Source organism: Streptomyces colonosanans, from assembly GCF_001866645.1.
In the GTDB taxonomy this organism is placed as follows: domain Bacteria; phylum Actinomycetota; class Actinomycetes; order Streptomycetales; family Streptomycetaceae; genus Streptomyces; species Streptomyces colonosanans.
Window position 1 is genome coordinate 19,055 of record NZ_MLYP01000010.1, and the last position, 24,004, is coordinate 43,058.

The window sequence follows — 24,004 nt, forward strand, 5'->3', positions numbered from 1 at the left end:
CCGGCTGAGGGGCTACAGCTTCTCCACCGGCGCGTACCGCAGCAGCAGCCGCTTCGGCTTGGTGTCCCCGAAGTCGATCGTCGCCTCCGTGTTGGATCCTGTGCCCTTCACACCGACGACCGTGCCCAGGCCGAACTGATCGTGCGTGACGCGGTCACCGACCGCCAAGGAGACCACCGGCTTCTCCGTCGCACCACTCCTGCGCGTGGCGAAACCGGACGCGCCCGCGGCCGAGGACCGCGACCGGGACGACGACAGGGAGGCCGCCACGCCCGAGACCGGCCCAGAGGACACGGGAGCGAAGGAGGCACCCGTCCGCTTCCACTCCAGATGCTGGTCCGGGATCTCCTCCAGGAAGCGGGAGGGCGGGTTGTACGAGGGCTGGCCCCAGGCGCTGCGCATGGTCGAGCGGGTGAGGTACAGCCGCTCGCGCGCGCGAGTGATGCCGACGTAGGCCAGGCGCCGTTCCTCCTCCAGCTCCTTGGTCTGGCCGAGCGCACGCATGTGCGGGAAGACACCGTCCTCCATGCCGGTGAGGAAGACCACCGGGAACTCCAGGCCCTTGGCGGTGTGGAGGGTCATCAGGGTGATGACGCCGCCGCCCTCCTCCTCGTCGGGGATCTGGTCGGAGTCGGCGACCAGGGCGACCTGCTCCAGGAATTCCGCCAGCGTGCCCGCCGGAGTGGCACCCTCTGATGGTGCCGCGCCTTCCCCGCGCTCCTGCTCGAACTCCAGGGCCACAGCGGCGAGTTCCTGGAGGTTCTCGATACGGGTCTCGTCCTGTGGGTCGGTCGAGGCCTGCAACTCGGCCAGGTAGCCGGTGCGTTCAAGGATCGCCTCCAGGACCGTGGCCGGTCCGGCGCCCGACTCCACGATCGTCCGCAGGTCCTCCATCAGCGCGTTGAACCGCTTGACGGCGTTGGTCGAGCGGGCCGCCATCCCGTACGCCTCGTCGACCCGCCGCAGCGCCTGCGCGAAGCTGATCTTCTCCCGTTGCGCGAGGGCGTCGATCATCGCTTCGGCGCGCTCGCCGATCCCCCGCTTCGGCACGTTCAGGATCCGCCGCAGGGGCACGGAGTCCTCCGGGTTCGCCAGCACCCGCAGGTACGCCAGGACGTCCCGGACCTCCTTGCGCTCGTAGAAGCGGACGCCGCCGACGACCTTGTAGGGCAGGCCGACACGGATGAAGATCTCTTCGAAGACACGGGACTGGGCATTGGTGCGGTAGAAAACGGCGACGTCGCCCGCCTTTGCCTCGCCCTTGTCGGTGAGACGGTCGATCTCGTCGGCGACGAACTGCGCCTCGTCGTGCTCGGTGTCGGCGACGTAGCCGGTGATCCGCGCGCCCATGCCCGCGTTGGTCCACAGGTTCTTGGGGCGGCGCGACTCGTTGCGCTCGATGACCGCGTTGGCGGCGCTCAGGATCGTCTGGGTGGAGCGGTAGTTCTGCTCCAGGAGGATCGTCGTGGCGTCCGGGTAGTCCTCCTCGAACTGGAGGATGTTGCGGATGGTCGCGCCACGGAAGGCGTAGATCGACTGGTCGGCGTCTCCCACGACGCACAGTTCGGCCGGCCGCGGGACGTGCTCACCGGACGGCGCGCCCTCGGGCCGGTCGCCGTGCGCCGGGCCGACCAGCTCGCTTACCAGGGCGTACTGGGCGTGGTTGGTGTCCTGGTACTCGTCGACCAGCACATGGCGGAAGCGGCGGCGGTAGTGCTCGGCGACGTCCGGGAAGGCGCGCAGCAGGTTGACCGTCGTCATGATCAGGTCGTCGAAGTCGAGGGCGTTCGCCTCGCGGAGGCGGGACTGGTAGAGCGCGTACGCCTGGGCGAGGGTCTTCTCGAAGCCGTCGACGGCCTGGGCCGCGAAGTCCTCCTCGTCGATCAGCTCGTTCTTCAGGTTGGAGATCTTGGCGCTGAAGGACTTGGGCGGGAACCGCTTGGGGTCCAGGTCCAGATCGCGGCAGACGAGCGCCATCAGACGCTTGCTGTCGGCCGCGTCGTAGATCGAGAACGAGGACGTGAAGCCGAGCTTCTTCGACTCGCGCCGCAGGATGCGCACGCACGCGCTGTGGAAGGTCATCACCCACATCGCGTTCGCGCGCGGGCCGACGAGCTGCTCGACGCGCTCCTTCATCTCACCCGCGGCCTTGTTGGTGAAGGTGATCGCGAGGATCTCGCCGGGGTGCGCGCCCCGCTCGGCCAGCAGATGGGCGATGCGGTGCGTGAGCACGCGGGTCTTACCAGAGCCCGCACCGGCCACGATGAGCAGGGGGGAGCCGGCGTGCACCACGGCCGCGCGCTGGTTCTCGTTCAGCCCCTCCAGCAGCGCCGCCGGGTCGATGGCCGGGCGGGGCGCGCCGTCGCGGTAGTACAGGTCCCGGTCCGGCGGGAGGTCGAACTTCCCGCCGAACAGATCGTCCGGGACCGGCTCCGGAGCGTGGTCGTCCTCGGGCGGCGGGGGCTCCTCCTCATGGGCCGAGGTGGCCTTGAGGTCCGCCAGGAAGCTGTCGTCAAAGAGGCTGCTCATCGCTCTCCGAGTCTAGGCCGCCCCGCCGACAACCGGCTGCCACCCGGAAAACTCCGCCCCCGCAATCGGATCCCGGGCTCGGTGATCTTGCGAAGGCGATCATTGAGTACCGTTTCACCTTCCGGTATCGCACGGTCACGTTCGGCAGACGGCGATACGGAGGTGCGGACCGTCCCGTGCGCCTCGGCCGGGATCCGTCGGCCGCCATCCCGAAACAGGGCAGGTGAGGTCTGCGCGGACAGCTTCGGAGGAATGAAGCAAGCCTCCATGGATCCCCCCACATTGGCCCAAGGTGGCAATGCCCATGACTCAGATCACGAAAATGTATCGGGCATATCGCACATCAACCTTCACACGGGCCACACGAGTTGGCTAGCGTGCCGGGCAGGCCGCAGGACCCCCACCGGCGAACCTCGCCGGGCCGCGCGGCCTCCGCCGAGTCCGGTGCGCCCCCCGGCAACCGGAGCCGGGGACCCACACCGACCTTGGGGTGAATCGGCCAACCGCCTTGCGCGGCACGGCCGTAGGGCACACCTTCCGGAACCCCCGCCCGAACCCGACAGCTAACCCGGTAGGCGGAGCACGGAAGGAGTCGCCTCCCATGGCGCCGCACCGCAAGCCGCGTCCCTCTGCCATCGCAGGCATACGTACCCCCACCCTGGCGACGGCCGCCCTCGCCTCCGTGGCCCTGCTCTCCCAGACTGCCAACGCCGCACCCTCCCCCGACCGCAGGCCGAGCCTGGAGGAGGTGCAGAAGCAGGTCGACGACCTCTACCACCAGGCCGAGACGGCCACCGAGAAGTACAACGCAGCCAAGGAGAAGACGGCCGAGCAGCGCAAGCACACCGACACGCTCCTCGACGACGTCGCCCACCGCACACAGAAGCTCAACGAGGCGCGCGACCAGCTGGGGTCGTTCGCCGCGGCGCAGTACCGCACCGGGACCGCAGCTCCCGACACCGCCACGTTCCTGCTGGCCAACTCGCCCCAGGACTACTTCGACCAGACCCAGCTGATGAGCCGGCTGACCGGCCGCCAGAAGAAGGCGGTCGACAACTACGTCACCGAGCAGGCCGCGACGATGGAGAAGCGGCGGGAGGCCACCACGAGCCTGCAGACGCTCACCACGGCGCAGGGCACACTCAAGTCGACCAAGGCGGACGTCCAGAAGAAGCTCTCCACCGCGCGGGAGCTGCTGTCCAAGCTGACCGCGGAGGAGAAGCAGCGACTCGCCGCGATCGAGAAGAAGAAGCAGGAAGAGGCCCAGCGCAAGGCGGAGGAACTGGCTCGACAGCAGGCGGCCCAAAGGGAGGCGGCCCAGAAGGAGGCGGCGCAGAAGGAGGCCGCTCAGAAGGAAGCGGCCCAGAAGGAGGCGGCTTCATCCGCGACGTCCGGCTCTTCGGACTCCTCCTCCGCGGGCTCCGGCTCCACGAGTTCCGGCTCCACGAGTTCCGGGTCCACGAGCTCCTCCTACGCGACGAAAGCCGAGAAGGCCCTCGCGTTCGCCCGCGCACAGGTCGGGAAGCCGTACGTGTGGGGTGCGAGCGGGCCCGACTCGTACGACTGCTCGGGCCTGACCCAGGCCTCTTGGAAGGCCGCCGGGGTGAAGCTCGACCGCACGACATGGGCGCAGGTGAAGGAAGGTACGACGGTCTCGCTGGCCAACGCCCAGCCGGGTGACCTGATCTTCTTCTACGACGACATCAGCCACGTCGGCCTCTACATCGGCGACGGCATGATGATCCACGCCCCGAAGCCGGGGGCGTACGTCCGGGAGGAGTCGGTCTACTACGCCGGCGCGTCGATCATCCACAGCGTGGTGCGGCCGGCCTGAGCCCGTGAGGCCGTAGGCGCGCGGACGTTCCCTGGCGGTACGCGCGCGTGGGCGTTTCCCGTGCGGCACGCGTGCGTGGGACTGGTTTCGGCCGCGACGCGCGCGTGCCCCGTACGCATCCCGGGCACGCGTCCCTAGCATCGGGCACATGTCTGGGACCTCAGCGCTCCGCGCCTGGTGGGCGCAGCGTCCGCCCGCCGCCGGGGCCGCCGTGATGGCGACCGGCATCGTGTCGGTCGGGCTGCACCTGGCCGGGTTCGAGGTCCTCTCCCGCATCGCCCTGGCTCTGACCGGCGCCGCCTGGCTGGGGCTCGCGGCCGACTTCGTCCTGCAGCTGCTGCGGGAGCGCGAGCGGTGGCCGGCCAAGGCGCGCTCCTCGGCCGCGTTCACCGCGGTCGCGGCGACGTGCGTGCTGGGCACGCGGGTGTCCCTGCTGGACCGGCAGTGGCTCGCCGAGGTGCTTCTCGCACTGGCCGTCGCACTCTGGCTGGTGCTGGTCCTCCCGGTCGTACGGCACTGGGGGCACCGTATGCCCGGGTCGGTGTTCCTCGGGTGCGTGGCGACGGAAGGGGTCGCGGTGCTCGGGGCGGTGCTCGGAGCGGCCTTGGGGGTGGCGTGGCTCGCGCACCTGGCACTGGTGTTCTTCTGGCTCGGGCTGGTGTTCTACCTGGCCGCACTGCGGCGCTTCGACCCGCGGCAGGTGGCGACCGGCGCCGGCGACCACTGGATCCTGAGCGGTGCGCTCGCCATCTCCGTGGTGGCCGGGTCCACGCTCATCGCCGCCGCGCACAGCGGCCCCTACCTCTGGAACAACGACGCCAGCGGCGTCCTGCGGACCGTCACCCTCGCCCTGCTCGTCCTCGCGTCCGCCTGCTACTGCGTGCTGGCGGCGGCCGAGCTGCGATGGCCACGGCTCCGCTACGACGTCCGGCGCTGGGCGACCGTCTTCCCACTGGGGATGACGGCGGTGGCGGCCCTGTCCGTCGCCACCGACATCGGCGTGCCGTGGCTGCACGGCCTCGGCCAGGTGCTGCTGTGGATCGCGGTGGCCGCCTGGTGCGCGGTCCTCGCGGGGGCGGCCCGGTCCGCCCGGGAAGGCATCAGGTCCACAGGACCGCGATGAAGATGTTGGCGGCGGTCAGCGCGCCCACGAGTCCGAAGAGCGGCTTCTCGACCGTCTCCTCGTCACGCTTCACATAGACCAGGCCGAGGATCGCGATCAAAATCGCCAGCTTGATGCCGATCTTGATGTTGTTGAGCGGATAGTCCTGCGCCTGGTTGAGGCCGACCAGGGCGACGCCCGTGACCAGCATGGTCAGCGCGCCGTGCAGCATTCCGGGCACGAAACGGGCCGTGCCCTGGCCCATCGCCTTCATCTGGGTGAGGAAGCCGCCGAGGAGCGCGGCGATGCCGACGATGTGCAGGCCGACGAAGAGATGGATGAGTACGTCCATAAGGTCGGAGCCTAGTCAGGGTCACAGGTTCCCCTTGACACCGGCCCTCCCCATGTGACGGCGCTCGCACCGACTATGCGACCCCGCATATGTGCGCCGCATAGCACTCCGTCACCGTCGCGTCCCCCAAAACCGCCGCATCGGTCAGCACACAGCGCGAAGTCGGCGCCCTCGGGCGGGAACCGCGATCACATACGGTCACCGGCAGTCCGGTCATGCCACTTCCGTACATCGCCTCTCCGAGCCGCCACAGCGAGGCTTAGCGTCCTCCACCAGGTGACCGGCTCCCCACAGCCGCCCGGGCCAGGGGCGGCCGCCGGACACCACCGCCGAGAAGGTCCGGCGGCGGCCCGTTCCCCCTGTGCGGGCCGTCGCCGGACGCGTCCCCTGTGGGCCCGGCGGTCGTACGAAAGGACATGACGGCCAGGTGGCAGCGCACCGCAAGCCCAGACAGCGTTCGTTCGGCGGCGGCGCGGCCCGGACCGCCGCCACGATCGCCCTCGCGGGAGCGGCGTCCGCGACCGGTTTCGACGCGACGGCGCACGCCGAGCCGAAGCCGTCGCCGCAACAGGTCAAGGCCAAGGTCGACAGCTTGTACCAGGAGGCGGAGGTCGCGACCCAGAAGTACGACGGGACGAAGGAGAAGGCGGACCGGGCGAGGGACCGGCTGAACGCGTTGCGGGACGAGGCGGCGCGCAGGACGGACCGGCTCGACTCGGCGCGGGAGGCACTGGGTACCGCCGCGGCGGCGCAGTACCGCACCGCGGGCATCGACCCCTCGGTGCAGCTCCTGCTCTCCTCGGATCCCCGGCGGTACCTCGATGACGCCGCCTTCGCCGAGCGGGTCGACAGCCGGCAGGCGGCGGCCGTGGCGGGTGTACGCAAGCAACTGCGGGAGATCGAGCAGCTGCGCGGGGCGGCGCGTGTGCAGGTGGCGTCCCTGACGTCACGGCAGGCGGAACTGCGCCGGCAGAAGCGGACGATCGACGCGAAGCTGAGCGAGGCCCGGCGGCTGCTGTCCCCGCTGACCGAGGAACAGCGGGCACAGATCACGGAGGCCGGGGGCGCCGGACGGGCATCGCAGTCGACGCCACGGGACCTGGGGTCGGTGACGGCCGTGGCGACGGCGGAGGCGCCCAACGCGCGGGCGGCGGCAGCGGTGGCGTACGCCTACGGCAAGCTGGGCAGCCCCTATATCTGGGGCGCCACCGGACCCACCGCCTTCGACTGCTCGGGCCTGGTGCTGGCCGCCTACCGCTCGGCGGGCATCTCCCTGCCACGGACGACGTACGCCCAGATCGGCGCGGGCCACCGTATCTCGCGTTCCGAACTCCGCCCCGGTGACCTGGTGTTCTTCTACTCCGGCGTCAGCCATGTGGGGCTCTATGTGGGCAACGGCCAGATGATCCACGCCCCGAACCCGTCGGCGCCGGTGCGGCTGGCGCCGGTCGACACGATGCCGTTCGCGGGGGCGACGCGGGTGGCGTAGGGAGTTACGGAGGCACGGCGCGTGCCCGGGCGACCGTCGGACGGCCAGGGCGTCTCGGGCCCTAGCCGCTCACCACTTCCCGGGCGGCCCCGTCGCCTGCCGCGTCACGCGCGAAGCCTGGGCAGGGCACGGGCGCTGTTACGGAGTCGAGGGCGGCGGCCAGGGTGCCGTTCCGCCCTCCTCACGCCAGGGCACGACCTCGGCTCCCTCTGGGTCGAGGCCCACGCCGCATGACCGTTCGGCAGCCCTTTCGCACGCGCTACCGGACCGTCACACCAGCCGCCGAGCCGTAGCCCACCGCGTCAGTTCGTGGCGGTTCGACAGCTGGAGCTTGCGCAGCACCGCCGAGACATGGGACTCGACCGTCTTCACGGAGATGAACAGCTGCTTGGCGATCTCCTTGTACGCGTAGCCGCGGGCGATGAGGCGCAGGACCTCGCGCTCGCGCTGGGTGAGGCGGTCGAGGTCCTCGTCGACGGGCGGGGCGTCCGTCGACGCGAAGGCGTCGAGGACGAAGCCGGCCAGGCGGGGCGAGAACACCGCGTCGCCTTCCTGCACACGGAAGATGGAGTCGACGAGGTCCGAGCCGGTGATCGTCTTGGTGACGTAGCCGCGGGCACCGCCGCGGATCACACCGATCACGTCCTCCGCGGCGTCCGACACGGACAGCGCCAAGAACCGGACCGGCTGCTCGGCGTCGGCCGACAACGAGGCGCAGCGTCGGAGCACTTCGACCCCGCCACCGCCCGGCAGATGAACGTCGAGGAGGACCACCTCGGGCCGCGTCGCCGTGATCACCGAGACCGCCTGGTCGACATCGGCGGCCTCACCGACCACCTCCACGCCGGTCTCCTCGATCCGGCCGATCTCGGCCCGCACGCCCGTACGGAACATGCGGTGGTCGTCGACGAGCACGACCCGCACGTGCCGGCCGCCCGCACCCCCGCCGGCCACTGCGGACTCGTCGGCGCCGGCCTGCCCGGTCGTCCCGTTCGCGTCGCTCATGTCGTCTTCTCCGCCCTCTCCATCTCCAACTCGACCTCCGTGCCCCCGTCCGGAACCGCGCGCAGCCGTGCCGTACCGCCGTTGCGCTCCATGCGGCCGATGATCGATTGTCTGACACCCATGCGGTCGGCGGGTATCGAGTCGAGATCGAAGCCAGGACCGCGGTCACGGACGGACACGAAGACCGTCTTGCCCTCGACCTCGGCGTAGACCTGGACGGCGCCGCCCTCGCCACCGTACTTGGCGGCGTTCACCATTGCTTCGCGCGCGGCCTGCATCTGTGCACCGATCCGCTCGTCGAGAGGGCAGTCGCCTACGACGACGACCTCGATGGGGACGCCGTGCTTGTCCTCCACCTCGGCCGCGTTGCGCCGGACCGCCTCCGCGAGGGTGTCGGGCTCCTCGTCCTCGTCCTTGCCGGTGCCCTCCGGCTTGTAGAGCCAGGCGCGCAGGTCGCGCTCCTGGGCGCGGGCGAGGCGGCGCACCTCGGCCACGTTCTCCGCGTTGCGCTGGATCAGGGTCAGGGTGTGCAGGACCGAGTCGTGCACATGGGCGGCGACTTCCGCGCGCTCCTGGGCACGGATGCGCATCAGGCGCTCCTCGGAAAGGTCCTGGGACATGCGGACGAGATACGGTCCGGCGAGCAGCGCTATGCCGACGAGGACCGCGAGCGCCGCCTGCAGGACCGAGCCGAGGTGGGCCGCGGAGCCCTGCAGCACGAAGATGGCGGAGACGCCCGCGGTGACCAGCAGCACACCGGCCGCTGCACGCAACAGGGTGAGGGTGCGCCGGCGGCTGCCGACCTCCATCCAGCGGGCCCGCCGTGCGTTGTCCGCCTGGCGCCAGACCAGGGCGACGCCCGCGGCGACGAGGACGACCGGGATGAGGTAGGCCTTGGTCCCGTTGCCGAGGTTCACGCTGCCCACGAAGGTCAGCGACACGATGACCATGAGGAGCAGGGCGAGTATCTGACCCCGGTCGGGTTTGCGGGCCACCAGTTTGCGGCGGCCGTCGGGCGAGGTCTCCGTGCTGACCAGGGACGGGGGGCGCCGGTCGTCGACGCCGCCGACGCCGAGCGGGACGAAGAACCAGAACGCCGCGTACACCAGCGCGCCGAGGCCGTCCGCCATGATCAGGCCGATGAAGACGAGGCGCACCCAGATCACGGGCAGGCCGAGATGTCCTGCGAGCCCCCGCGCCACGCCACCCAGCAAGCGTCCGTCACTGCTGCGGTAGAGCTTGCGCGGCGGCCGCGGGTCGGCGTGAGGCAGTGTGGCGGCGTCCGGCATGCCATAGATGGTCACACGACGGGCCCACCCGGACATCAGGGTGAACCCCCAGGACTCCCCTGATCTTCGCCGCCGCGGTGATCGAACGCTTCCCCCGGGGGTCGCCAGGGCGGATATCAGGGTTCGGCCAGGGTCATCCCGACTGCCGCCGTACCTCCCCGTGCGGGGACCATGGACGCATGACAGATCAGCAGCACGCGGCAGCGGGACCGGGCCATGCCGCCGGGGGCGCGGGCGCGCCCCCGGGTGCGGCAGCGCCCGGGGGCAGCGACGCCTGGAAGGACACCTCCGGACGGGAGGACGGCGCGCGCGACGATGCGACCGTCGCCGAGGGGCCCGGCCACTTCCGGCGCGACCGGCGGTACAAGGTGCTGGCGGGCGTCTGCTCGGGCCTGGCCCGGCAGTGCGACATGGACCCGGTGATCTTCCGCATCGTGCTCGCGGTGCTCTCCGCGACGGGCGGCATCGGCCTCATCTTCTACGGCTTCGTCTGGCTCCTCGTCCCCTACGAGGGCGAGGAGGAGAACGAGGTCCGCAAGCTGCTGACGGGCCGGGTCGACGGCCAGGCCCTGACCGCGGTCTTCTTCGCCCTGGTGGGTTGCGGAGTCTTCCTGTCGATGCTCAGGAACGGCGGGCTGCTGACCTTCGCCTCCGTCCTGTCCCTGCTGCTGGCGGGCGCGGGGTACTGGTCGCGGCAGCGCGGCACCCACGACCACGACCCGCTCGCCGCACAGGCCTCCGTCGAGGCCCCGCCGGAGGCGACGGCACCGCCCGTCCCCGCCTCCTACCCCTCCTGGTGGCGCGACCCCATCGTCAAGGACGGCACCCACGTAGGCGGCACGGGCTATCTGTGGGGTCCGAGCGACGCCCGCGACCGTGACGCCGCGGCGGCCGTCAACATCGCCCGCGACGGCTCGGACGGCCGGCTGATACGGGCCGAGTACCGGCCAAGGCCACGGGGTCCGCGCTGGATCGGCGGCTGGGTGTTCCTGCTCGCCCTTCTCGCGGGCGGTCTCGGCACCGGCCTGACCTGGTGGGATCAGCCGCTCGGCACCAGCCTGCAGATGGGTCTGGCGGCCGCGCTGATCGTGTTCGGCGTGGGCATCGCGGTCAGCTCGTTCCTCGGTCGTACCGGAGCGGGCTCGGTCTTCCTCGCGGTGCTCACGGCGGCCCTGCTCGCCGCGTCGGCGACCCTGCCGAAGGACATCGGAACGCAGTGGAGCCGCACGACCTGGGCACCGGCGTCGGCGTCGGCCGTCCAGGAGAAGTACCACCTGGGCCTCGGCGAAGGCACCCTGGACCTCACCCGTCTCAAGCTCTCCCAGGGGCAGACGGTGACGACCCGGGTGGAGGCGGGCGTCGGGAAGTTGAAGGTGGTGGTCCCGCGGGACGCGACGGTAGAGCTGAGGATCAACACGGGGGTCGGAGACATCCAGTTGCCGGGCACTGCCAGGAAGGACGTGAACGTGAAGCTGGGCCAGTACAAGCATCTGACGCTCCCCCCGGCCTCCGGCAAGAAGAACGCGGCCAGGCTCGATCTCTTCCTGGAGGTCGGCGTGGGACAGGTGGAGGTGACCCGTGCTACGTCATAAGTTCCAGCCCGGCCGGCTGACGGCCGGCGTCTTCCTGACCGCCGCAGGCGTCACCTACCTGGGTGATGCGAGCGGGGCCTGGGAGACTCCGTGGTTCGTGATCATCCCGATGGTCATGGGCGGGCTCTGCCTCGCGGCCGTGACCGGGATGGTGACCGGTGCGATACGCAGGGGCCGGGCAGCCCGCAGGGAAGTGCGCAATGCGCGGGAGGGGGCGACGACGCCGTAGCCGGCTCGGTGCCGCACCGCCCGTCTGTCAGTACCAGGCCGCGCGTTGCCGCCGGGTGTGGAGGGCGGCGTCCAGGGAGAGGACCGGGGCGCCGGCGAGGACCAGCGGGATCCAGGCCATGAGATAGGCAAGGTCGTTGCCGTAGTAGTAGGGGGTGGAGGCCCAGCTCACGGTCAGCCACAGGCTCAGCGAGATCAGCGCGCCGCCGAGCGCGGCCAGGCGGGACAGCAGACCGATCAGCGTGCCGATGCCGACGGCCAGTTCACCGAGGGCGATGGCGTACCCGAAGCCCACGGGGCTCTTCAGGGCGAGGTCGACCAGGGCCGGGATCGCCGACGAGCCGCGGACACTGTGCATCAGCTCGCCGATCGAACCGGGGCCGGAGCTGTGCATGAACGCGCTGTTGGTGAGTTTGTCCAGGCCCGCGTAGACGAAGGTGACGCCCAGGAAGACGCGGAGGGGGAGCAGGGCGTACCGGATGGCCATGTCCCGCCGGTCGCGGCCCTCGTCGAGGTGGGGCGTTGTTTCCGTGCGCATGCTGTGAGCCATCCTGTCCGCCGCCTCTCGCCCGCCGTGCCTTTTGTTCCCTTCAAAGACCATACGTACGAAAGGCAGCGTGTGCTCAACCGCTGCGCGGCGGCTTTCCTCCGTTCCCGCCCCGAGGCTCCGGCGACCCCGCCCTCGAACGCCCCAGCGCAGCAGGTGCCTTAGGTCACCCGCCCTCGCGCGGGGGCCGACCCGCACGCGCCTCGGCCGAAAGACGGACGAAGGGGCCGTATGGGTACGTCATATGGCAGCGGCGCGCGTTCACGGCACCAGGTTCCAGCCGACCGGCAGGCGTTCACCTGCTGTGGGCGGACAGACAGCGCGGCCCCGATGCACCCACCCGGCGACGGAACGGCTCCCCGCGGAGCACCGCGCGCAGACGCTCAGTCGGTCAGTCGGTCAGTCGGTCACGTCGATCGCCACTCGGTTCGTCTCCACTCCCGCCGCGGTCACCACCTGGACCTCGACCCGCCCGGGTTCCACGTCCGCGGGCACCGGGACCGTCAGCAGCATGTCCGTGGGGTTGCTGAAGCCGCCGGGGACCGGAACCAGGGGGACATGGACATGGACGGCGCCGATGCGTACCACCATCCGGGAGAGGCGATCCGCCGTCTGCGCGCCCGGGGGCACGAATCCCGCACCGCGGATCTCGATGTCGTCACCCGTGCGGATCGGCGCGTCCAGATCGCCTGCCTCGCGAGCCCGGACCACCGAGAGGACCACCGGACGGCCGCCCTCGGCGTACTTCCCGGCGAGGTAGGTGGCCGCCGAGACCAGTACCAGCAGCGCCAGGCCCCACGGCAGATCGGGAAGCTGGTCGGGGCGGCGGGCCAGCCGCACCATCGCGAAGACCAGGGCCGCCGCACTGATCACCACGTACTGGGTGTCGGCGAAGCTACCCCTTCCGGAGTCGTCCGTCAGCAGGTCCGCCGCGCGCGGCCGGCCGGCGCGTACCTTCTGCAGACGCTGACCGAGGACGCGCAGTCCGACCACCCGCCGCACCAGCACCGCGACGGCGCACACCACCGCGACCACGGTCACCACGCCGATCCCACGGGCGAGATCGAGCCCGGCGATCAGCGCGTCGCGTCGGCCACGCGCCGAGGCAGCGGCCAGCTCACCGACCAGCACCAGCACCGCGTACACCACGAACAGCACCCAGCCGGCGGCCACCGCACGGGAGGTCGAGAGCCGGTTGTCCTCCCCGATGACGGGTGCGAGCGCACCGCCGCGCGATCGGTGCAGATACCCCGCGGCGGTCAGCGCGGCACCCACGAGCACCGCCGCGACCAGCCCGGCGGACCGCGCCACGGTCCATCCCGCACCGATCGCCGTCAGCGCCTGCGTCAGCAGCAGGGCGCCCGTCACGGACCACACCGCGATCGCCGTACGCCGCCACAGCCGGTCCAACCAGGCCTCGCCGTCGGCCCGGCTCCGCTCGGCAATGAGGTCCGCGGACTGGGTCAACTCGTCGGACACCCACTGGCGGGTCGCGGACGCGGAGTACGCAACCGCGGCGGGCAGCCCCCGCCCGGATGCGAACTCCTCCCGTTTCGCCACGAATTCAGCGACGGCACGCCGGTGCCCCTCGCGCGCACCCTGCGGGCAGTCCCCGCAGATGCAGCCGCCCTCGTGCGCACCCGGTCCACTGCCGCGCCCCGCGCCCTGCCTCGCCTCCTGCACCGCCACGCCCGCTGCCGCCTTCCCCGCGCCGGTTCACCAAGCCACACCCGTCACCGCAACTACCCTGCGATGACAGCGAATTGTGCCGTACAGAACACGCCGTACGTCTGTCAGGTCCAGTCTGGACGGTGAAAGAATGAACTCTCTGTTGACGCCGTCATCCCCGTCAGTTGCGGTGCCGCCGCTCGTCCTCGAGCGATTCGTGCATCGGCGGCATGGCGAACCGCAGTCAGTCTGCGGGCAGGGGAAGCGGCGGGGTCGGCCCGTGCATGTGTCCTCCGGCACTGGGGTGCTCTATGGGGCGGAAGTTACCGCCGGCCAGGGCAAGAAGACAGATCTGGTACGTAAAGATGCACGCGCATACCCGACAGAGGATGTCGGGTATGCGCACCAGGCTCGCCCTATGGCTTCGAACTGGGCAGCATTCACCACCGCGGAACCCGACCTCGCGAAGACCGTCGAGGAGCGGTTCGGCGCCTTCACGCACCATGTGCTCGCGACCCTCCGCAGGGACGGCTCCCCGCGCACCACCGGCCTTGAGGTCCGCTTCCTGTACGGCGAGTTGTGGCTGGGCATGATGCCGGACTCGCTCAAGGCGCTGGACCTGCGCCGCGATCCGCGCTTCGCGCTCCAGGCGAACCCGGGACCGGGCTCCGGGACGGCAGGCGGGGACGTCCGGATCGGCGGACGGGCGGTCGAGGTCGACGATCCGCAGACCAAGGGCGCATACGTGAAAGAGGTGGAACCGCCGGAGCCGTTCCACCTCTTCCGCACCGAGCTGACGGAGGTCGTACGGACCTACGTCGAGGACGACACATATCTGGTCGCCGACGTCTGGAAGCCTGGAGAGCCGGTGCGCACCCTCAGGCGGAGATGAGCCGGGGGCTCACTCCCACTCGATCGTCCCCGGCGGCTTCGAGGTCACGTCGAGGACGACGCGGTTGACGTCGCGGACCTCGTTGGTGATCCGGGTCGAGATCTTCGCCAGCACGTCGTACGGGAGCCGGGACCAGTCGGCGGTCATGGCGTCCTCGGACGAGACAGGGCGCAGCACGATCGGGTGGCCGTAGGTCCGGCCGTCGCCCTGGACACCGACGCTGCGAACGTCGGCGAGCAGGACCACCGGGCACTGCCAGATCTCCCGGTCGAGACCGGCCGCGGTCAGCTCCTCGCGGGCGATGGCATCGGCCTCGCGCAGCAGGTCGAGCCGGTCCTTGGTGATCTCACCGACGATACGGATGCCGAGGCCGGGGCCCGGGAAGGGCTGGCGCTGGACGATCTCGTCCGGCAGGCCCAGCTCCTGTCCGACCATGCGGACCTCGTCCTTGAAGAGCTTGCGGAGCGGCTCGATGAGCTGGAACTCCAGGTCCTCGGGGAGGCCGCCCACGTTGTGGTGGGACTTGATGTTGGCCGTGCCGGTACCGCCGCCGGACTCGACCACGTCCGGGTAGAGCGTGCCCTGGACGAGGAACTCGACGGGCTCGCCGCTCTCCCCGGCCTCGGCGATGATCTCCGCCTGGGCCTGCTCGAAGACGCGGATGAACTCGCGGCCGATGATCTTCCGCTTCTCCTCGGGGTCGGAGACGCCCTGGAGTGCGACGAGGAACCTCTCCTCCGCGTCGACGACCTTCAACTGGACGCCGGTGGCCGCGACGAAGTCCTTCTCGACCTGCTGGGTCTCGCCCTTGCGCATCAGACCATGGTCGACGTAGACGCAGGTCAGCTGGGAGCCGATGGCCTTCTGGACGAGGGCGGCGGCAACGGCGGAGTCCACGCCGCCGGAGAGCCCGCAGATGGCGTGCTTGGTGCCGACCTGCTTGCGGATCGCCTCGACCTGCTCCTCGATCACGTTGCCCGTGGTCCAGGTCGGGCTCAGGCCCGCGCCCCGGTACAGGAAGTGCTCCAGCACCTGCTGGCCGTGCGTGGAGTGCATGACCTCGGGGTGGTGCTGAACGCCGTAGAGCCGCTTCTCGTCGTTCTCGAAGGCGGCGACCGGGACGACATCCGTGGACGCCGTGACGGTGAAGCCCTCGGGGGCGGCGGAGCAGGCGTCGCCGTGGGACATCCAGACGGACTGTTCGGCGGGGGTGCCCTCGAAGAGGGTGGAGGACGGCCTGGAGACGGCCAGCGCCGTACGGCCGTACTCGCGCGCGCCGCTGTTGTCGACCGTGCCGCCGAGGGCCTGCGCCATCAACTGGAAGCCGTAGCACATGCCGAAGACGGGGACGCCGGCTTCGAAGAGGGAGCGGTCGACGGTCGGGGCGCCCTCCTCGTAGACCGACGAGGGGCCACCCGAGAGGATGATCGCCGCCGGGTTCTTGGCGAGCATCTCCTGGACCGGCATGCTGCTCGGCACGATCTCGCTGTAGACCCGGGCCTCACGGACGCGACGGGCGATGAGCTGGGCGTACTGCGCACCGAAGTCGACGACCAGAACGGTGTCGGGTGCGGCGGCAGCGGGGGTCGCTGTTGACACGTGGTGCCTTCCGGCGGTTGGGCGGGGTCTGCGGTTACCAAGTCTAACGGGGTGCCTTCGAGATCCTTTCCGTGCTGAGTGGGCACCCGTCACGCCGCGCACCGATGGTCACCGATCCTCACCGCACCGTAAAAGCGGCCCCGTCTCACCATCTGAACCCGGCTGGACACCGTCCGCGACAGCGGCATACTGGGCTCATGCTCACGCACACGACCTTCCTCTTTACCTATGGCAACCGGCCCGCCGGCTGCCATGGTCGTGCTGCTTGAGCCACTGCCAAGCAACTTCCCAGGCGCCCCGGGCCAACATGGTCCGGGGCGCCTGGCGTATGCGGACCGTGCCGATCCGGGGCATCTCATCCCGACTCCCGAGGAGCCCCGCATGACCGCGATCACCGAACAGTCGGCCACCGAGAAGACCGGCGCCCGCACCCGCGAGGCCGCCGGCGTGATCTCCGGCGCACGCGAGCGCATCGACGCGCTCGACGACCGGATCATCGGCCTCGTACAGGAGCGCATGGCGGTCTCCGCCGTCATCCAGGAGGCCCGTATCACCTCCGGCGGCCGCCGGGTGAACCTCTCCCGCGAGATGGAGATCCTCGGCCGCTACCGGAAGGAGCTCGGCAAGCCCGGCACGACCCTCGCGATGACCCTGCTCGAACTGTGCCGAGGCCGCGTCTGACGACCGGCACGTCCGCGTACGACGTACGTCCGGCGCACCCACGTTCGTATGCCCTCTCACCCGTACGGCGCGTGACCGGGGCCGCGAGGGGTTCGTTGGTCCCGGTGTCCGTGCCAGCCAGGGGCGGGCCCGAAAGGACCACGCGTGGCTCCGCTGGAGCGATGAGACGTACGGATCGAACTGTGCGTCGTGGGACCTCGCTCCAGGGGTGTGACCGGACGGCAGGGGACAGCAGTCCGGTCACCAGTAAACGGCCGGCTCTGGGGACGCCCGGGGCCGGCCGGCGGGTCGGTAGAGGGTGGCCGAATCGGCCGCCGAGGCCGTGACCCGCCCAGCACGATGACGAGAAACCGCCCGTCGACACAACCGCATCGGTCCGTCGGCCGGCACCCCCGGGGATCGCATGGGCGCCCAGCCGCAGCTCGCCACCCCGGCCTCGCAGACCTCGAAGGTGAGCTGTGGCACAGGTCACATAAAATCCACGTCAAGGCGTGGGCAACCCTTTACACACTTCACAGGTCACACAAGGCGGATCATGGGCCACACCCGCGCCCCACACGCGGAGGCCTCCCCCAGAGATGCGTCGCGTTCTCGTGACGCACCGAATTCTTTGAGGTCTTCATGAAGCTTCGCCGTGCACTGGCCGCAGCGGCGGCCACGGCCGCCATAGCCCCGCTCGCGCTGCTGTCGGCTCCGGCCGCGTTCGCCGACGACACGGAGACGCCTTCCGCTTCCGTGACCGAGTCCGCCCCGGAGCAGCCGACCACCCCCGAGCCCGAGAACAGCACCACGCCGCCTGCCGAGAACACCGAATCCACCACCCCGGCCGCGACGTCGCCGGCCCCCGAGACGTCGGCGCCGGAGTCCACGGCGCCCACGGCTACGCCGTCCGCCTCGGCCACCACCTCGGCCAAGCCGACGTCGACCGCGAGCCCCGAGCCGACCGACGAGCCGACCGAGCCGTCCGGTATCTGCGAGGAAGACGACGCCACCTACAAGTCGAAGCTGAACACCACGATCAACGGCCTGCCCGGCAAGATCGTGGCCGGTAGCGGCTGGCACCCCTTCACGCTCACGGTCAAGAACCCGACGAAGAGCGCCGCCCAGGACGTCATCTTCTACGCGGGCGTCGGCCCGAACGACGAGAACGCGCAGAACCCCTTCAAGGCCAGCCAGGTCCAGCTCCAGGCGAAGGTCGACGGAGTCTGGGTCGACATCGAGGACGAGGGCTACTCCGTCGGCTTCCTCGACCTGTCCGACGTCGGTGCGGGCAAGACGGTCAACTACCAGCTGCGCCTCAACGTGAAGGCGAACGCCCCGATCGGCACCGGTCTGACCATCGGCGGCGGCGTCTACTTCGACGAGGAGGCGGAGTGCCTCGGCGCTGACGAGGCCCACTACATCATCGAGATCGTCAAGGGCGGCACCGACACCGACGGCACCAGGCCGCAGGAAGGCGGCAAGGTTCCGGTTCCCACCGGCAAGCCGAACCAGACCAACACCCAGCAGGTGACCGGCACGCTCGCGTCCACCGGTTCCTCGTCCATGCTGCCGACCATCGCCCTCATCGGCGGTGTCGCGGTCGTCGCCGGTGGCGGTGCCGTGTTCGCCGTCCGCCGCCGCAAGACGGGTGGCGTGGCCGCCTGAGGCCGGTACCCGTAGAGGGACTGTGCAAGGCGCCTCGCGCGCCGCGCACCAAGGAGAAGGACCTGGGCTCGGAGGGGGGCACAGGTCCTTCTTCTGTGTGCGGGTCCTTCTTCTGTGTGCGGCGACGTACCCGCTACTTCTTCGGCGGCACCGCCGGTATCCCCAGGCACGGAAGCCGCAGCGCCCCGAACGCCTCCGCCGGCACCGCCGGCCGCCGGGGCTGGACCGGCTCGATCCGCGCGTACGCCGCCCCCTGTGCCGGACGCGGGTCCGCCTCCCCCTCGTTCGGCCAGTACGACATCGCGCGCTCGGCCTGTGCCGTGATCGTCAGGGAGGGGTTGACGCCCAGGTTCGCCGACACCGCCGCGCCGTCGACCACCGCGATGCCGGGGTGGCCGTACAGCCGGTGGTACGGGTCGATCACACCCGTCTCGCGCGAGGCACCGATCGGGCAGCCGCCGAGGAAATGCGCGGTCAGCGGTGTCCCCATCAGTTCGCCGACGTTACTGCCCGCGAAGCCGTTGATCTCGTCCGCGATCGCGGACGCCGCCTCGGAAGCCGCCCTGATCTGCTTGGGGTTGGGGGCGCCATGGCCCTGTCGTGCCGTCAGAAGTCCCTTCCCGACGCCGTTCGGCTTCAGGTAGGTCGTCAGGGAGTTGTCCAGCGACTGCATCACCAGGCCGATGATGGTCCGCTCCGACCACCGGCGGTTGGACAGGGAGCGCGCCACCAGCCACGGGTGCCGCGCCGCGTTCGCGAGCCACGCCAGAACGCGCGACGAGCCCTCCGCGTAGGGGACCTGAAGGATCGACAGACTGCCCATCGCGTTCGAGCCCTTGCCGTAGCGGACCGGCTCGATGTGCGTGTTCTCGTCCGGGTGGACCGACGACGTGATCGCCACACCCCGCGTGAAGTCGGCCTTCGTGGATCCGTGTGCCTCGCGGTAGCGGCGGTCGTCCGTCTGCGCGCCCACCAGCGCCTCCGAGTTGGTCCGGGTAAGATCGCCCAGCCGGTCGGATATGTACGGCAGTTGGCCGTTCGCCTTCATGCGGTGCAGCAGCGTCTGCGTACCGTAGGTGCCCGCCGCGAGGACGACCCTTCGCGCTGTGAAGGTCCGCCCCTCACCCTTGCGCTTCCGGTCCGTCGGCAGGGCCGCGACGGCGTACCCGCCTCGCGAGTCGTCCGTGACCGACACGACCGTCGTCATGGGGTGCACGACCGCGCCCGCCGTCTCGGCGAGGTGGAGGTAGTTCTCGTTGAGCGTGTTCTTCGCGCCGTGGCGGCAGCCGGTCATGCACTCGCCGCACTCGGTGCACGCCCGGCGGGCCGGCCCGGCGCCGCCGAAGTACGGGTCCGGGACCTCTTCGCCGGGCCTGGCCTTGGCCGTTCCGTCGGCGTCGTCACCGTCGCCGAAGAAGACACCGACCGGCGCCATGTGGAAGGTGTCGCCCACGCCCATCCGCTGAGCGGCCGCCTTCAGGTGGACGTCCGAAGGCGTCAGGGTCGGGTTGAGCCGTACGCCCAGCATGCGCCGCGCCTGGTCGTAGTACGGCTTCAACTCCTCCTGCCAGTCGGTGATGTCCTTCCACTGCGGGTCGTCGAAGAAGGCCTTCGGCGGTACGTAGAGGGTGTTGGCGTAGTTGAGGGAGCCGCCGCCGACCCCGGCGCCCGCCAGCACCATCACATTGCCCAGCAGGTGGATGCGCTGGATGCCGTACAGGCCGAGGGCAGGCGCCCACAGGTAGTTCTTCAGGTCCCAGGAGTTCTTGGGCAGGGAGCCGCGGGTGAAGCGGCGTCCGGCCTCCAGCACTCCGACCCGGTAGCCCTTCTCCGTCAGGCGCAGGGCGGTGACGGAGCCGCCGAAGCCGGAGCCGACGACGATGACGTCGTAGTCGTAGTCGTACGAAGTGTCCGCCGGTGGCCGGGCGTCGATCTCCTGTGGCACGCGCCCTCCTCGTTGAGTGTGCACTGCGGGGTCTGTGTGATTGCCCGGCGTCCGGTCACAGCACTAGCGAAGCCTCAGCGCCTTCATCGCCCTCAGGCTGCGGCTCATGAACGCCGCGTACTTCTCGTCGTCCATGCCGAGCGACGGCGCCATCGGCAGCAACCGCTGGTGCGCGACGGTCTGGGCCTCGGTGTACTTGAGGATGCCCTCGGAGCCGTGGCGGCGGCCGAGGCCGGAGTCCTTCATGCCGCCCATCGGCGACTGCGCGCTGCCGTACGCGGGCGCATAGCCCTCGTTGACGTTGACCGTGCCGGTGCGCAGCCGCGCCGCGATCGCCCTGCCCCGTCGGCCGTCCTTCGTCCAGACCGACGAATTCAGGCCGTACGGCGTGGCGTTGGCGCGCTCGATCGCCTCGTCCTCCGTCTTGAAACGGTAGATCGACACGACCGGGCCGAAGGTCTCCTCCGTGCACACCGCCATGGGCGCCTCCACGCCGTCGAGGATGGTGGGCTCGTAGAAGTACGGGCCGACGTCCGGTCGGGCAGCCCCGCCTGCCAGCACCTTCGCGCCCTTGGCGACGGCCTCTTCGACGTGCCCTGCCACGGCCTTCAGTTGACGCTCGCCGACCAGGGACCCCATGTCGGCGCCGTACGCCAGGGACGTACCGAGCCGCATCGCCGTGGTGCGGGCGGCGAACCGCTCCACGAAGGCGTCCGCGATCGACTCGTGGACGTACAACCGCTCGATGGAGATGCAGAGTTGACCCGCGGAGGAGAAGCAGGCTCGCACGGCTCCGGCGGCCGCCTTCTCGATGTCAGCGTCCTCGAGGACCAGCATGGCGTTCTTGCCGCCGAGTTCGAGCGAGACGCCGACGAGGCGGGCGGCGGCGCCCTGGGCGACCTCGCGGCCGGTACGGGTGGAGCCGGTGAAGGACACGTAGTCGGCGTGCCGGACGACCTCCGGGCCGACGACCGGCCCGTCGCCGATGACGACCTGGAAGACGCCGGCGGGCAGCCCGGCCTCGATCAGCAGGTCGCGCGCCCACAGCGCGGTCAGGGATGTCTCCGTGTCGGGCTTCATCACCACCGCGTTGCCCGCGACGAACGCGGGGAGCGCGTCGCCGACCGACAGCTCCAGCGGGTAGTTCCAGGGGGCGATCTGGCCGACGACACCACGCGGGTGGCGCAGTTCGGTGACGCGCGTGAGCGTCGGTACGGCACCCGTGTGCCGCTTCGGCCTCAGATACGAGGGCGCCTTGCGGCCGTAGTGCCGGGCCGCGACGGCGACGGCCAGCACCTCCTCGTGGGCGTGGAGGCGGGCCTTTCCGGTCTCCAACTGGATGAGGTCGAGCACCTCGGCCTGGCGGGCGAGCACCAGGTCGTGGAAGCGGAGCAGGACGGCGGCGCGCTGCCGTACGGGCGTGGCCGCCCAGGCGTGCTGGGCGGCGCGGGCCCGCTCGAAGGCCTCTGCCACGTCCTCGGGGGTGGACTCGGGCAGGTCGGCCAGCTTCTCGCCGGTGAACGGTGTGTGGTTGGCGGTACGGCCGGAGCCGGCCACACCCTTGGTAAGCTGGGCGACCAGTTCCGGCGTGACCACGTCGGCAGCGGTGCGGGCGCCGGCGGGAGCGGGTGCGAGGGGGTTGGTGGCCTTCTCCGGGGCCTGCGAGTCCGTCATGAGCCGCAGGGTATGCCGGACGGAAGGCTTTTGGTACCCGTCGGTAACGGGGATTCACCGGGTGCTCACACAACGCCAGTGATCACTGGCAGCAAATGCCCTGATCAGGGCATTGTTCGACACTGTGCGGGCCGGGCGCCGCGACAGGGCGAACGTTGCCTGCCGGGGCGCCGGCTAGAGCTTGTCGATGCCCAGGTTCGCGATCGCCGCGCTCGCCACCTCTTGCCCGCGGTCCCTGAAGTCACCCTTGCCCGGGTAGCTGATCGTGAGCTTGTACATGTCGCCCGCGGAGTTCTTGTAGTAGAAGATCCTCAGCTCACGCGGGCGCGGGTGCCGGCTGTCTCTGGTCGTGTAGGAGACCGTGTTCTCGGCCGCCTTCTCGCCGTGGTACGTGCTGTCCTTCGGGGCCGTCCGCGTCCCCGGGTCCTTGGGCATATCCAGTTCGGAGGCCCCGCTGTTCTTGAAATCGCCGTTGTCGGCGTACATCTCGGCCGCCGCCGAGTCCTTGATCTGGTTCCCGTTGTCCTCGGACTTCTTCGCCAGGTGCAGGCCGATCCAGATACTGCCGCTCCAGTCCGTGTACGTCACCCAGTTCTTGTCGGTGTCGCTCTTCTCGGGCCTGCTCACCTGGTAGTCCTTGGGCGCCACGAGGGTGGCCCCCAGCGCCTTCTCCGGGCGCTTCTCCCAGCCGTCGGGCAGGGGGCCCGCGAACGGGTCCGCGATGACCAGGTACGCCGCCACCGCCGCCGCGACGACCCCGGCCCCGATCCCGAGCAGCGCCCGGCGGCCCAGGCGGATGCCGGTTCCGCCCGTGGCAGCCGGGGCGACGGGCAGCATGGGCCGCGTCGGCTGCGGCGGCCTGGTGGCCTCCTCCAGGAGGCGGCGGACCTCGGCCGCGTTCGGGCGGCGCGCCGGGTCCTTGTCCAGCAGTCCGTTGATGGCGTCGGCGAGCGGGCCGCGGACGGAGGCCGGGGCCGCGGGGGTGGAGTGGAGGACCGACTGGAGCGTGGCGGGCGTGTTGGTCCGGCGGAACGGCGAGACGCCTTCCGTCGCCGCGTACAGCACCACGCCCAGCGACCACAGGTCCGACTCGGGGCCGGGACGCCGGCCCAGCACCCGTTCCGGCGCGACGTACTCGGGCGAGCCGACGAAGCCGCCCGTGTCCGTCAGGTTCGTCTCGCCCTCGATCTGCGCGATACCGAAGTCGGTGAGGACGACGCGGCCATGGCGGCCGAGCAGGACGTTGTCCGGCTTCACGTCCCGGTGCAGGATGCCCGCCGCGTGCGCGGCCTCCAGCGCGCCGAGCACCTCCAGGCCCGTCCTCGCGGCCTCCTGCATTCCGAGGGTGCCCTCCTGGAGCACGGCACCCAGCGACCGGCCCTGCACCAGCTCCATCACGATCCACGGCCGGCCATCCACGAGCGCCACATCGTGCACGTTCACGACCGCGGGGTGGTCGAGGCGGGCGGCGGCCCGTGCCTCGCGGCGCATCCGCTCGTAGGCGTTGGCCTGTTCACGCTCGGGAAGGTGGTCGGGGACCCGGGGTTCCTTGACGGCGACCTCCCGGTCCACCGTCTCGTCCTTGGCCCGCCACACCGTGCCCATGCCGCCGTGGCCGAGCTTGGCGAGCAGACGGTAGCGCCCGGCGATGAGCCGTCCGGCCCCCGGCTCCTGCGGCGCCTCGGGCACCCTGACGGTGGGTGCGGCAGGGTGTGGAACCGTCGGCGCCGAAGGGGGCTGGGTATAAGGGTTTCCCGGCAAGGGCACGCTCGGTTGCGGCGGCTGCAGGCCGAAACTGGTCGGCTCTTCAGAGCGGCGAGGGCTCCCCTGATGGCTCATATGTTCATGCTTATCGCACCCTGTAGTCCGTCAGCCACCTTCGCTCCCCACTGGTCACACACCCGTGACCGACCGCGTCGGCAATTTCCGTT

18 protein-coding genes, 1 pseudogene and 1 riboswitch are annotated in these 24,004 nt (G+C 70.6%); of the genes and pseudogenes, 8 read left to right on the forward strand and 11 right to left on the reverse strand.

Annotated elements, in window-relative coordinates:
- Nucleotides 1-12: 12 nt before the first annotated feature.
- Complete coding sequence (gene pcrA / locus BIV24_RS04865; RefSeq protein WP_071364896.1) at nucleotides 13-2,529, reverse strand: DNA helicase PcrA; 2,517 nt, start codon at nucleotides 2,527-2,529, stop codon at nucleotides 13-15.
- Between the two features lie 437 nt (nucleotides 2,530-2,966).
- A riboswitch (cyclic di-AMP (ydaO/yuaA leader) is annotated at nucleotides 2,967-3,122 on the forward strand.
- A gap of 8 nt (nucleotides 3,123-3,130) precedes the next feature.
- Between pcrA and BIV24_RS04870 the strand changes: the two genes are divergently transcribed.
- Both BIV24_RS04870 and BIV24_RS04875 read left to right on the forward strand, forming a co-directional pair.
- Nucleotides 3,131-4,363, forward strand: coding sequence for a C40 family peptidase (locus BIV24_RS04870; RefSeq protein ID WP_071364897.1), 1,233 nt, complete (start codon nucleotides 3,131-3,133; stop codon nucleotides 4,361-4,363).
- Between the two features lie 148 nt (nucleotides 4,364-4,511).
- Nucleotides 4,512-5,486 carry a tellurite resistance/C4-dicarboxylate transporter family protein gene (locus tag BIV24_RS04875; RefSeq protein WP_071364898.1) on the forward strand — a complete coding sequence of 325 codons (975 nt, stop codon included), beginning with the start codon at nucleotides 4,512-4,514 and terminating at the stop codon, nucleotides 5,484-5,486.
- Here BIV24_RS04875 and BIV24_RS04880 read toward each other — a convergent pair.
- Nucleotides 5,464-5,817: a hypothetical protein gene (locus BIV24_RS04880; protein ID WP_071364899.1), complete on the reverse strand. Its 354-nt coding sequence runs from the start codon at nucleotides 5,815-5,817 to the stop codon at nucleotides 5,464-5,466. The two genes, BIV24_RS04875 and BIV24_RS04880, sit on opposite strands and share 23 nt — an antisense overlap.
- 427 nt (nucleotides 5,818-6,244) lie before the next feature.
- Here BIV24_RS04880 and BIV24_RS04885 point away from each other — a divergent pair, with 427 nt between their 5' ends.
- Nucleotides 6,245-7,306, forward strand: coding sequence for a C40 family peptidase (locus BIV24_RS04885; RefSeq protein WP_071364900.1), 1,062 nt, complete (start codon nucleotides 6,245-6,247; stop codon nucleotides 7,304-7,306).
- Between the two features lie 270 nt (nucleotides 7,307-7,576).
- On the opposite strand, the gene BIV24_RS04890 is transcribed toward BIV24_RS04885, so the two are convergent.
- Nucleotides 7,577-8,311: a LuxR C-terminal-related transcriptional regulator gene (locus BIV24_RS04890; protein WP_071364901.1), complete on the reverse strand. Its 735-nt coding sequence runs from the start codon at nucleotides 8,309-8,311 to the stop codon at nucleotides 7,577-7,579.
- Nucleotides 8,308-9,600 (reverse strand): ATP-binding protein, encoded by a 1,293-nt coding sequence (locus BIV24_RS04895; protein ID WP_071364977.1) that lies wholly within the window; start codon nucleotides 9,598-9,600, stop codon nucleotides 8,308-8,310. Before BIV24_RS04895 ends, BIV24_RS04890 begins: the two co-directional genes overlap by 4 nt.
- A 179-nt stretch (nucleotides 9,601-9,779) precedes the next feature.
- On the opposite strand from BIV24_RS04895, the gene BIV24_RS04900 reads away from it, so the two are divergent.
- Entirely contained in the window at nucleotides 9,780-11,192 is a 1,413-nt protein-coding gene (locus BIV24_RS04900; RefSeq protein WP_071364902.1) for a PspC domain-containing protein, read from the forward strand.
- Nucleotides 11,179-11,421, forward strand: coding sequence for a hypothetical protein (locus BIV24_RS04905; RefSeq protein ID WP_071364903.1), 243 nt, complete (start codon nucleotides 11,179-11,181; stop codon nucleotides 11,419-11,421). The genes BIV24_RS04900 and BIV24_RS04905 overlap by 14 nt, the downstream gene beginning before the upstream one ends.
- A 27-nt stretch (nucleotides 11,422-11,448) precedes the next feature.
- Here the strand turns inward: BIV24_RS04905 and BIV24_RS04910 are convergent, their stop codons facing one another.
- The 3 genes and pseudogenes from BIV24_RS04910 to BIV24_RS35035 form a co-directional block, all read right to left on the reverse strand.
- Nucleotides 11,449-11,970: a DoxX family protein gene (locus BIV24_RS04910; RefSeq protein ID WP_079168017.1), complete on the reverse strand. Its 522-nt coding sequence runs from the start codon at nucleotides 11,968-11,970 to the stop codon at nucleotides 11,449-11,451.
- 396 nt (nucleotides 11,971-12,366) lie between these two features.
- On the reverse strand, nucleotides 12,367-13,656 hold the full coding sequence (locus tag BIV24_RS04915) for a hypothetical protein (protein WP_071364905.1): 1,290 nt from the start codon (nucleotides 13,654-13,656) through the stop codon (nucleotides 12,367-12,369).
- Nucleotides 13,657-13,822: 166 nt separating this feature from the next.
- Nucleotides 13,823-13,921 (reverse strand): annotated as a pseudogene (locus tag BIV24_RS35035) (class II aldolase/adducin family protein); the annotation flags it as partial.
- A gap of 132 nt (nucleotides 13,922-14,053) precedes the next feature.
- Here BIV24_RS35035 and BIV24_RS04920 point away from each other — a divergent pair.
- Entirely contained in the window at nucleotides 14,054-14,527 is a 474-nt protein-coding gene (locus tag BIV24_RS04920; RefSeq protein WP_071364906.1) for a pyridoxamine 5'-phosphate oxidase family protein, read from the forward strand.
- A 9-nt stretch (nucleotides 14,528-14,536) separates the two neighbouring features.
- Here BIV24_RS04920 and guaA read toward each other — a convergent pair whose 3' ends face one another.
- Nucleotides 14,537-16,126, reverse strand: a complete 1,590-nt coding sequence (guaA, locus tag BIV24_RS04925) for a glutamine-hydrolyzing GMP synthase (RefSeq protein ID WP_071364907.1) — start codon at nucleotides 16,124-16,126, stop codon at nucleotides 14,537-14,539.
- 381 nt (nucleotides 16,127-16,507) lie between these two features.
- On the opposite strand from guaA, the gene BIV24_RS04930 reads away from it, so the two are divergent.
- Complete coding sequence (locus BIV24_RS04930; protein ID WP_071364908.1) at nucleotides 16,508-16,807, forward strand: chorismate mutase; 300 nt, start codon at nucleotides 16,508-16,510, stop codon at nucleotides 16,805-16,807.
- A 621-nt stretch (nucleotides 16,808-17,428) separates the two neighbouring features.
- A complete protein-coding gene (locus BIV24_RS33000; RefSeq protein ID WP_071364909.1) occupies nucleotides 17,429-18,454 on the forward strand; it encodes an LAETG motif-containing sortase-dependent surface protein in 1,026 nt (341 codons plus the stop codon).
- 133 nt (nucleotides 18,455-18,587) lie between these two features.
- Here the strand turns inward: BIV24_RS33000 and BIV24_RS04940 are convergent, their stop codons facing one another.
- From BIV24_RS04940 to BIV24_RS04950, 3 genes are all read right to left on the reverse strand, one after another.
- Complete coding sequence (locus BIV24_RS04940) at nucleotides 18,588-20,399, reverse strand: GMC family oxidoreductase N-terminal domain-containing protein (protein ID WP_177198622.1); 1,812 nt, start codon at nucleotides 20,397-20,399, stop codon at nucleotides 18,588-18,590.
- Nucleotides 20,400-20,462: 63 nt separating this feature from the next.
- The gene (locus tag BIV24_RS04945; RefSeq protein WP_071364910.1) at nucleotides 20,463-22,073 is read right to left on the reverse strand and encodes a succinic semialdehyde dehydrogenase; all 1,611 of its coding nucleotides are present in this window, start codon (nucleotides 22,071-22,073) and stop codon (nucleotides 20,463-20,465) included.
- Between the two features lie 174 nt (nucleotides 22,074-22,247).
- A complete protein-coding gene (locus BIV24_RS04950) occupies nucleotides 22,248-23,912 on the reverse strand; it encodes a serine/threonine-protein kinase (protein WP_071364911.1) in 1,665 nt (554 codons plus the stop codon).
- Nucleotides 23,913-24,004 lie beyond the last annotated feature (92 nt).

What these genes read in the sequence shown, in the direction of transcription:
- pcrA (WP_071364896.1), bottom strand. Translation starts at nt 2,529, where the DNA reads ATGAGCAGCCTCTTTGACGACAGCTTCCTGGCGGACCTCAAGGCCACC.
- BIV24_RS04870 (WP_071364897.1), top strand. Translation starts at nt 3,131, where the DNA reads ATGGCGCCGCACCGCAAGCCGCGTCCCTCTGCCATCGCAGGCATACGT.
- BIV24_RS04875 (WP_071364898.1), top strand. Translation starts at nt 4,512, where the DNA reads ATGTCTGGGACCTCAGCGCTCCGCGCCTGGTGGGCGCAGCGTCCGCCC.
- BIV24_RS04880 (WP_071364899.1), bottom strand. Translation starts at nt 5,817, where the DNA reads ATGGACGTACTCATCCATCTCTTCGTCGGCCTGCACATCGTCGGCATC.
- BIV24_RS04890 (WP_071364901.1), bottom strand. Translation starts at nt 8,311, where the DNA reads ATGAGCGACGCGAACGGGACGACCGGGCAGGCCGGCGCCGACGAGTCC.
- BIV24_RS04895 (WP_071364977.1), bottom strand. Translation starts at nt 9,600, where the DNA reads ATGCCGGACGCCGCCACACTGCCTCACGCCGACCCGCGGCCGCCGCGC.
- BIV24_RS04900 (WP_071364902.1), top strand. Translation starts at nt 9,780, where the DNA reads ATGACAGATCAGCAGCACGCGGCAGCGGGACCGGGCCATGCCGCCGGG.
- BIV24_RS04910 (WP_079168017.1), bottom strand. Translation starts at nt 11,970, where the DNA reads ATGGCTCACAGCATGCGCACGGAAACAACGCCCCACCTCGACGAGGGC.
- BIV24_RS04920 (WP_071364906.1), top strand. Translation starts at nt 14,054, where the DNA reads ATGGCTTCGAACTGGGCAGCATTCACCACCGCGGAACCCGACCTCGCG.
- BIV24_RS04930 (WP_071364908.1), top strand. Translation starts at nt 16,508, where the DNA reads ATGACCGCGATCACCGAACAGTCGGCCACCGAGAAGACCGGCGCCCGC.
- BIV24_RS33000 (WP_071364909.1), top strand. Translation starts at nt 17,429, where the DNA reads ATGAAGCTTCGCCGTGCACTGGCCGCAGCGGCGGCCACGGCCGCCATA.
- BIV24_RS04945 (WP_071364910.1), bottom strand. Translation starts at nt 22,073, where the DNA reads ATGACGGACTCGCAGGCCCCGGAGAAGGCCACCAACCCCCTCGCACCC.
- BIV24_RS04950 (WP_071364911.1), bottom strand. Translation starts at nt 23,912, where the DNA reads ATGAGCCATCAGGGGAGCCCTCGCCGCTCTGAAGAGCCGACCAGTTTC.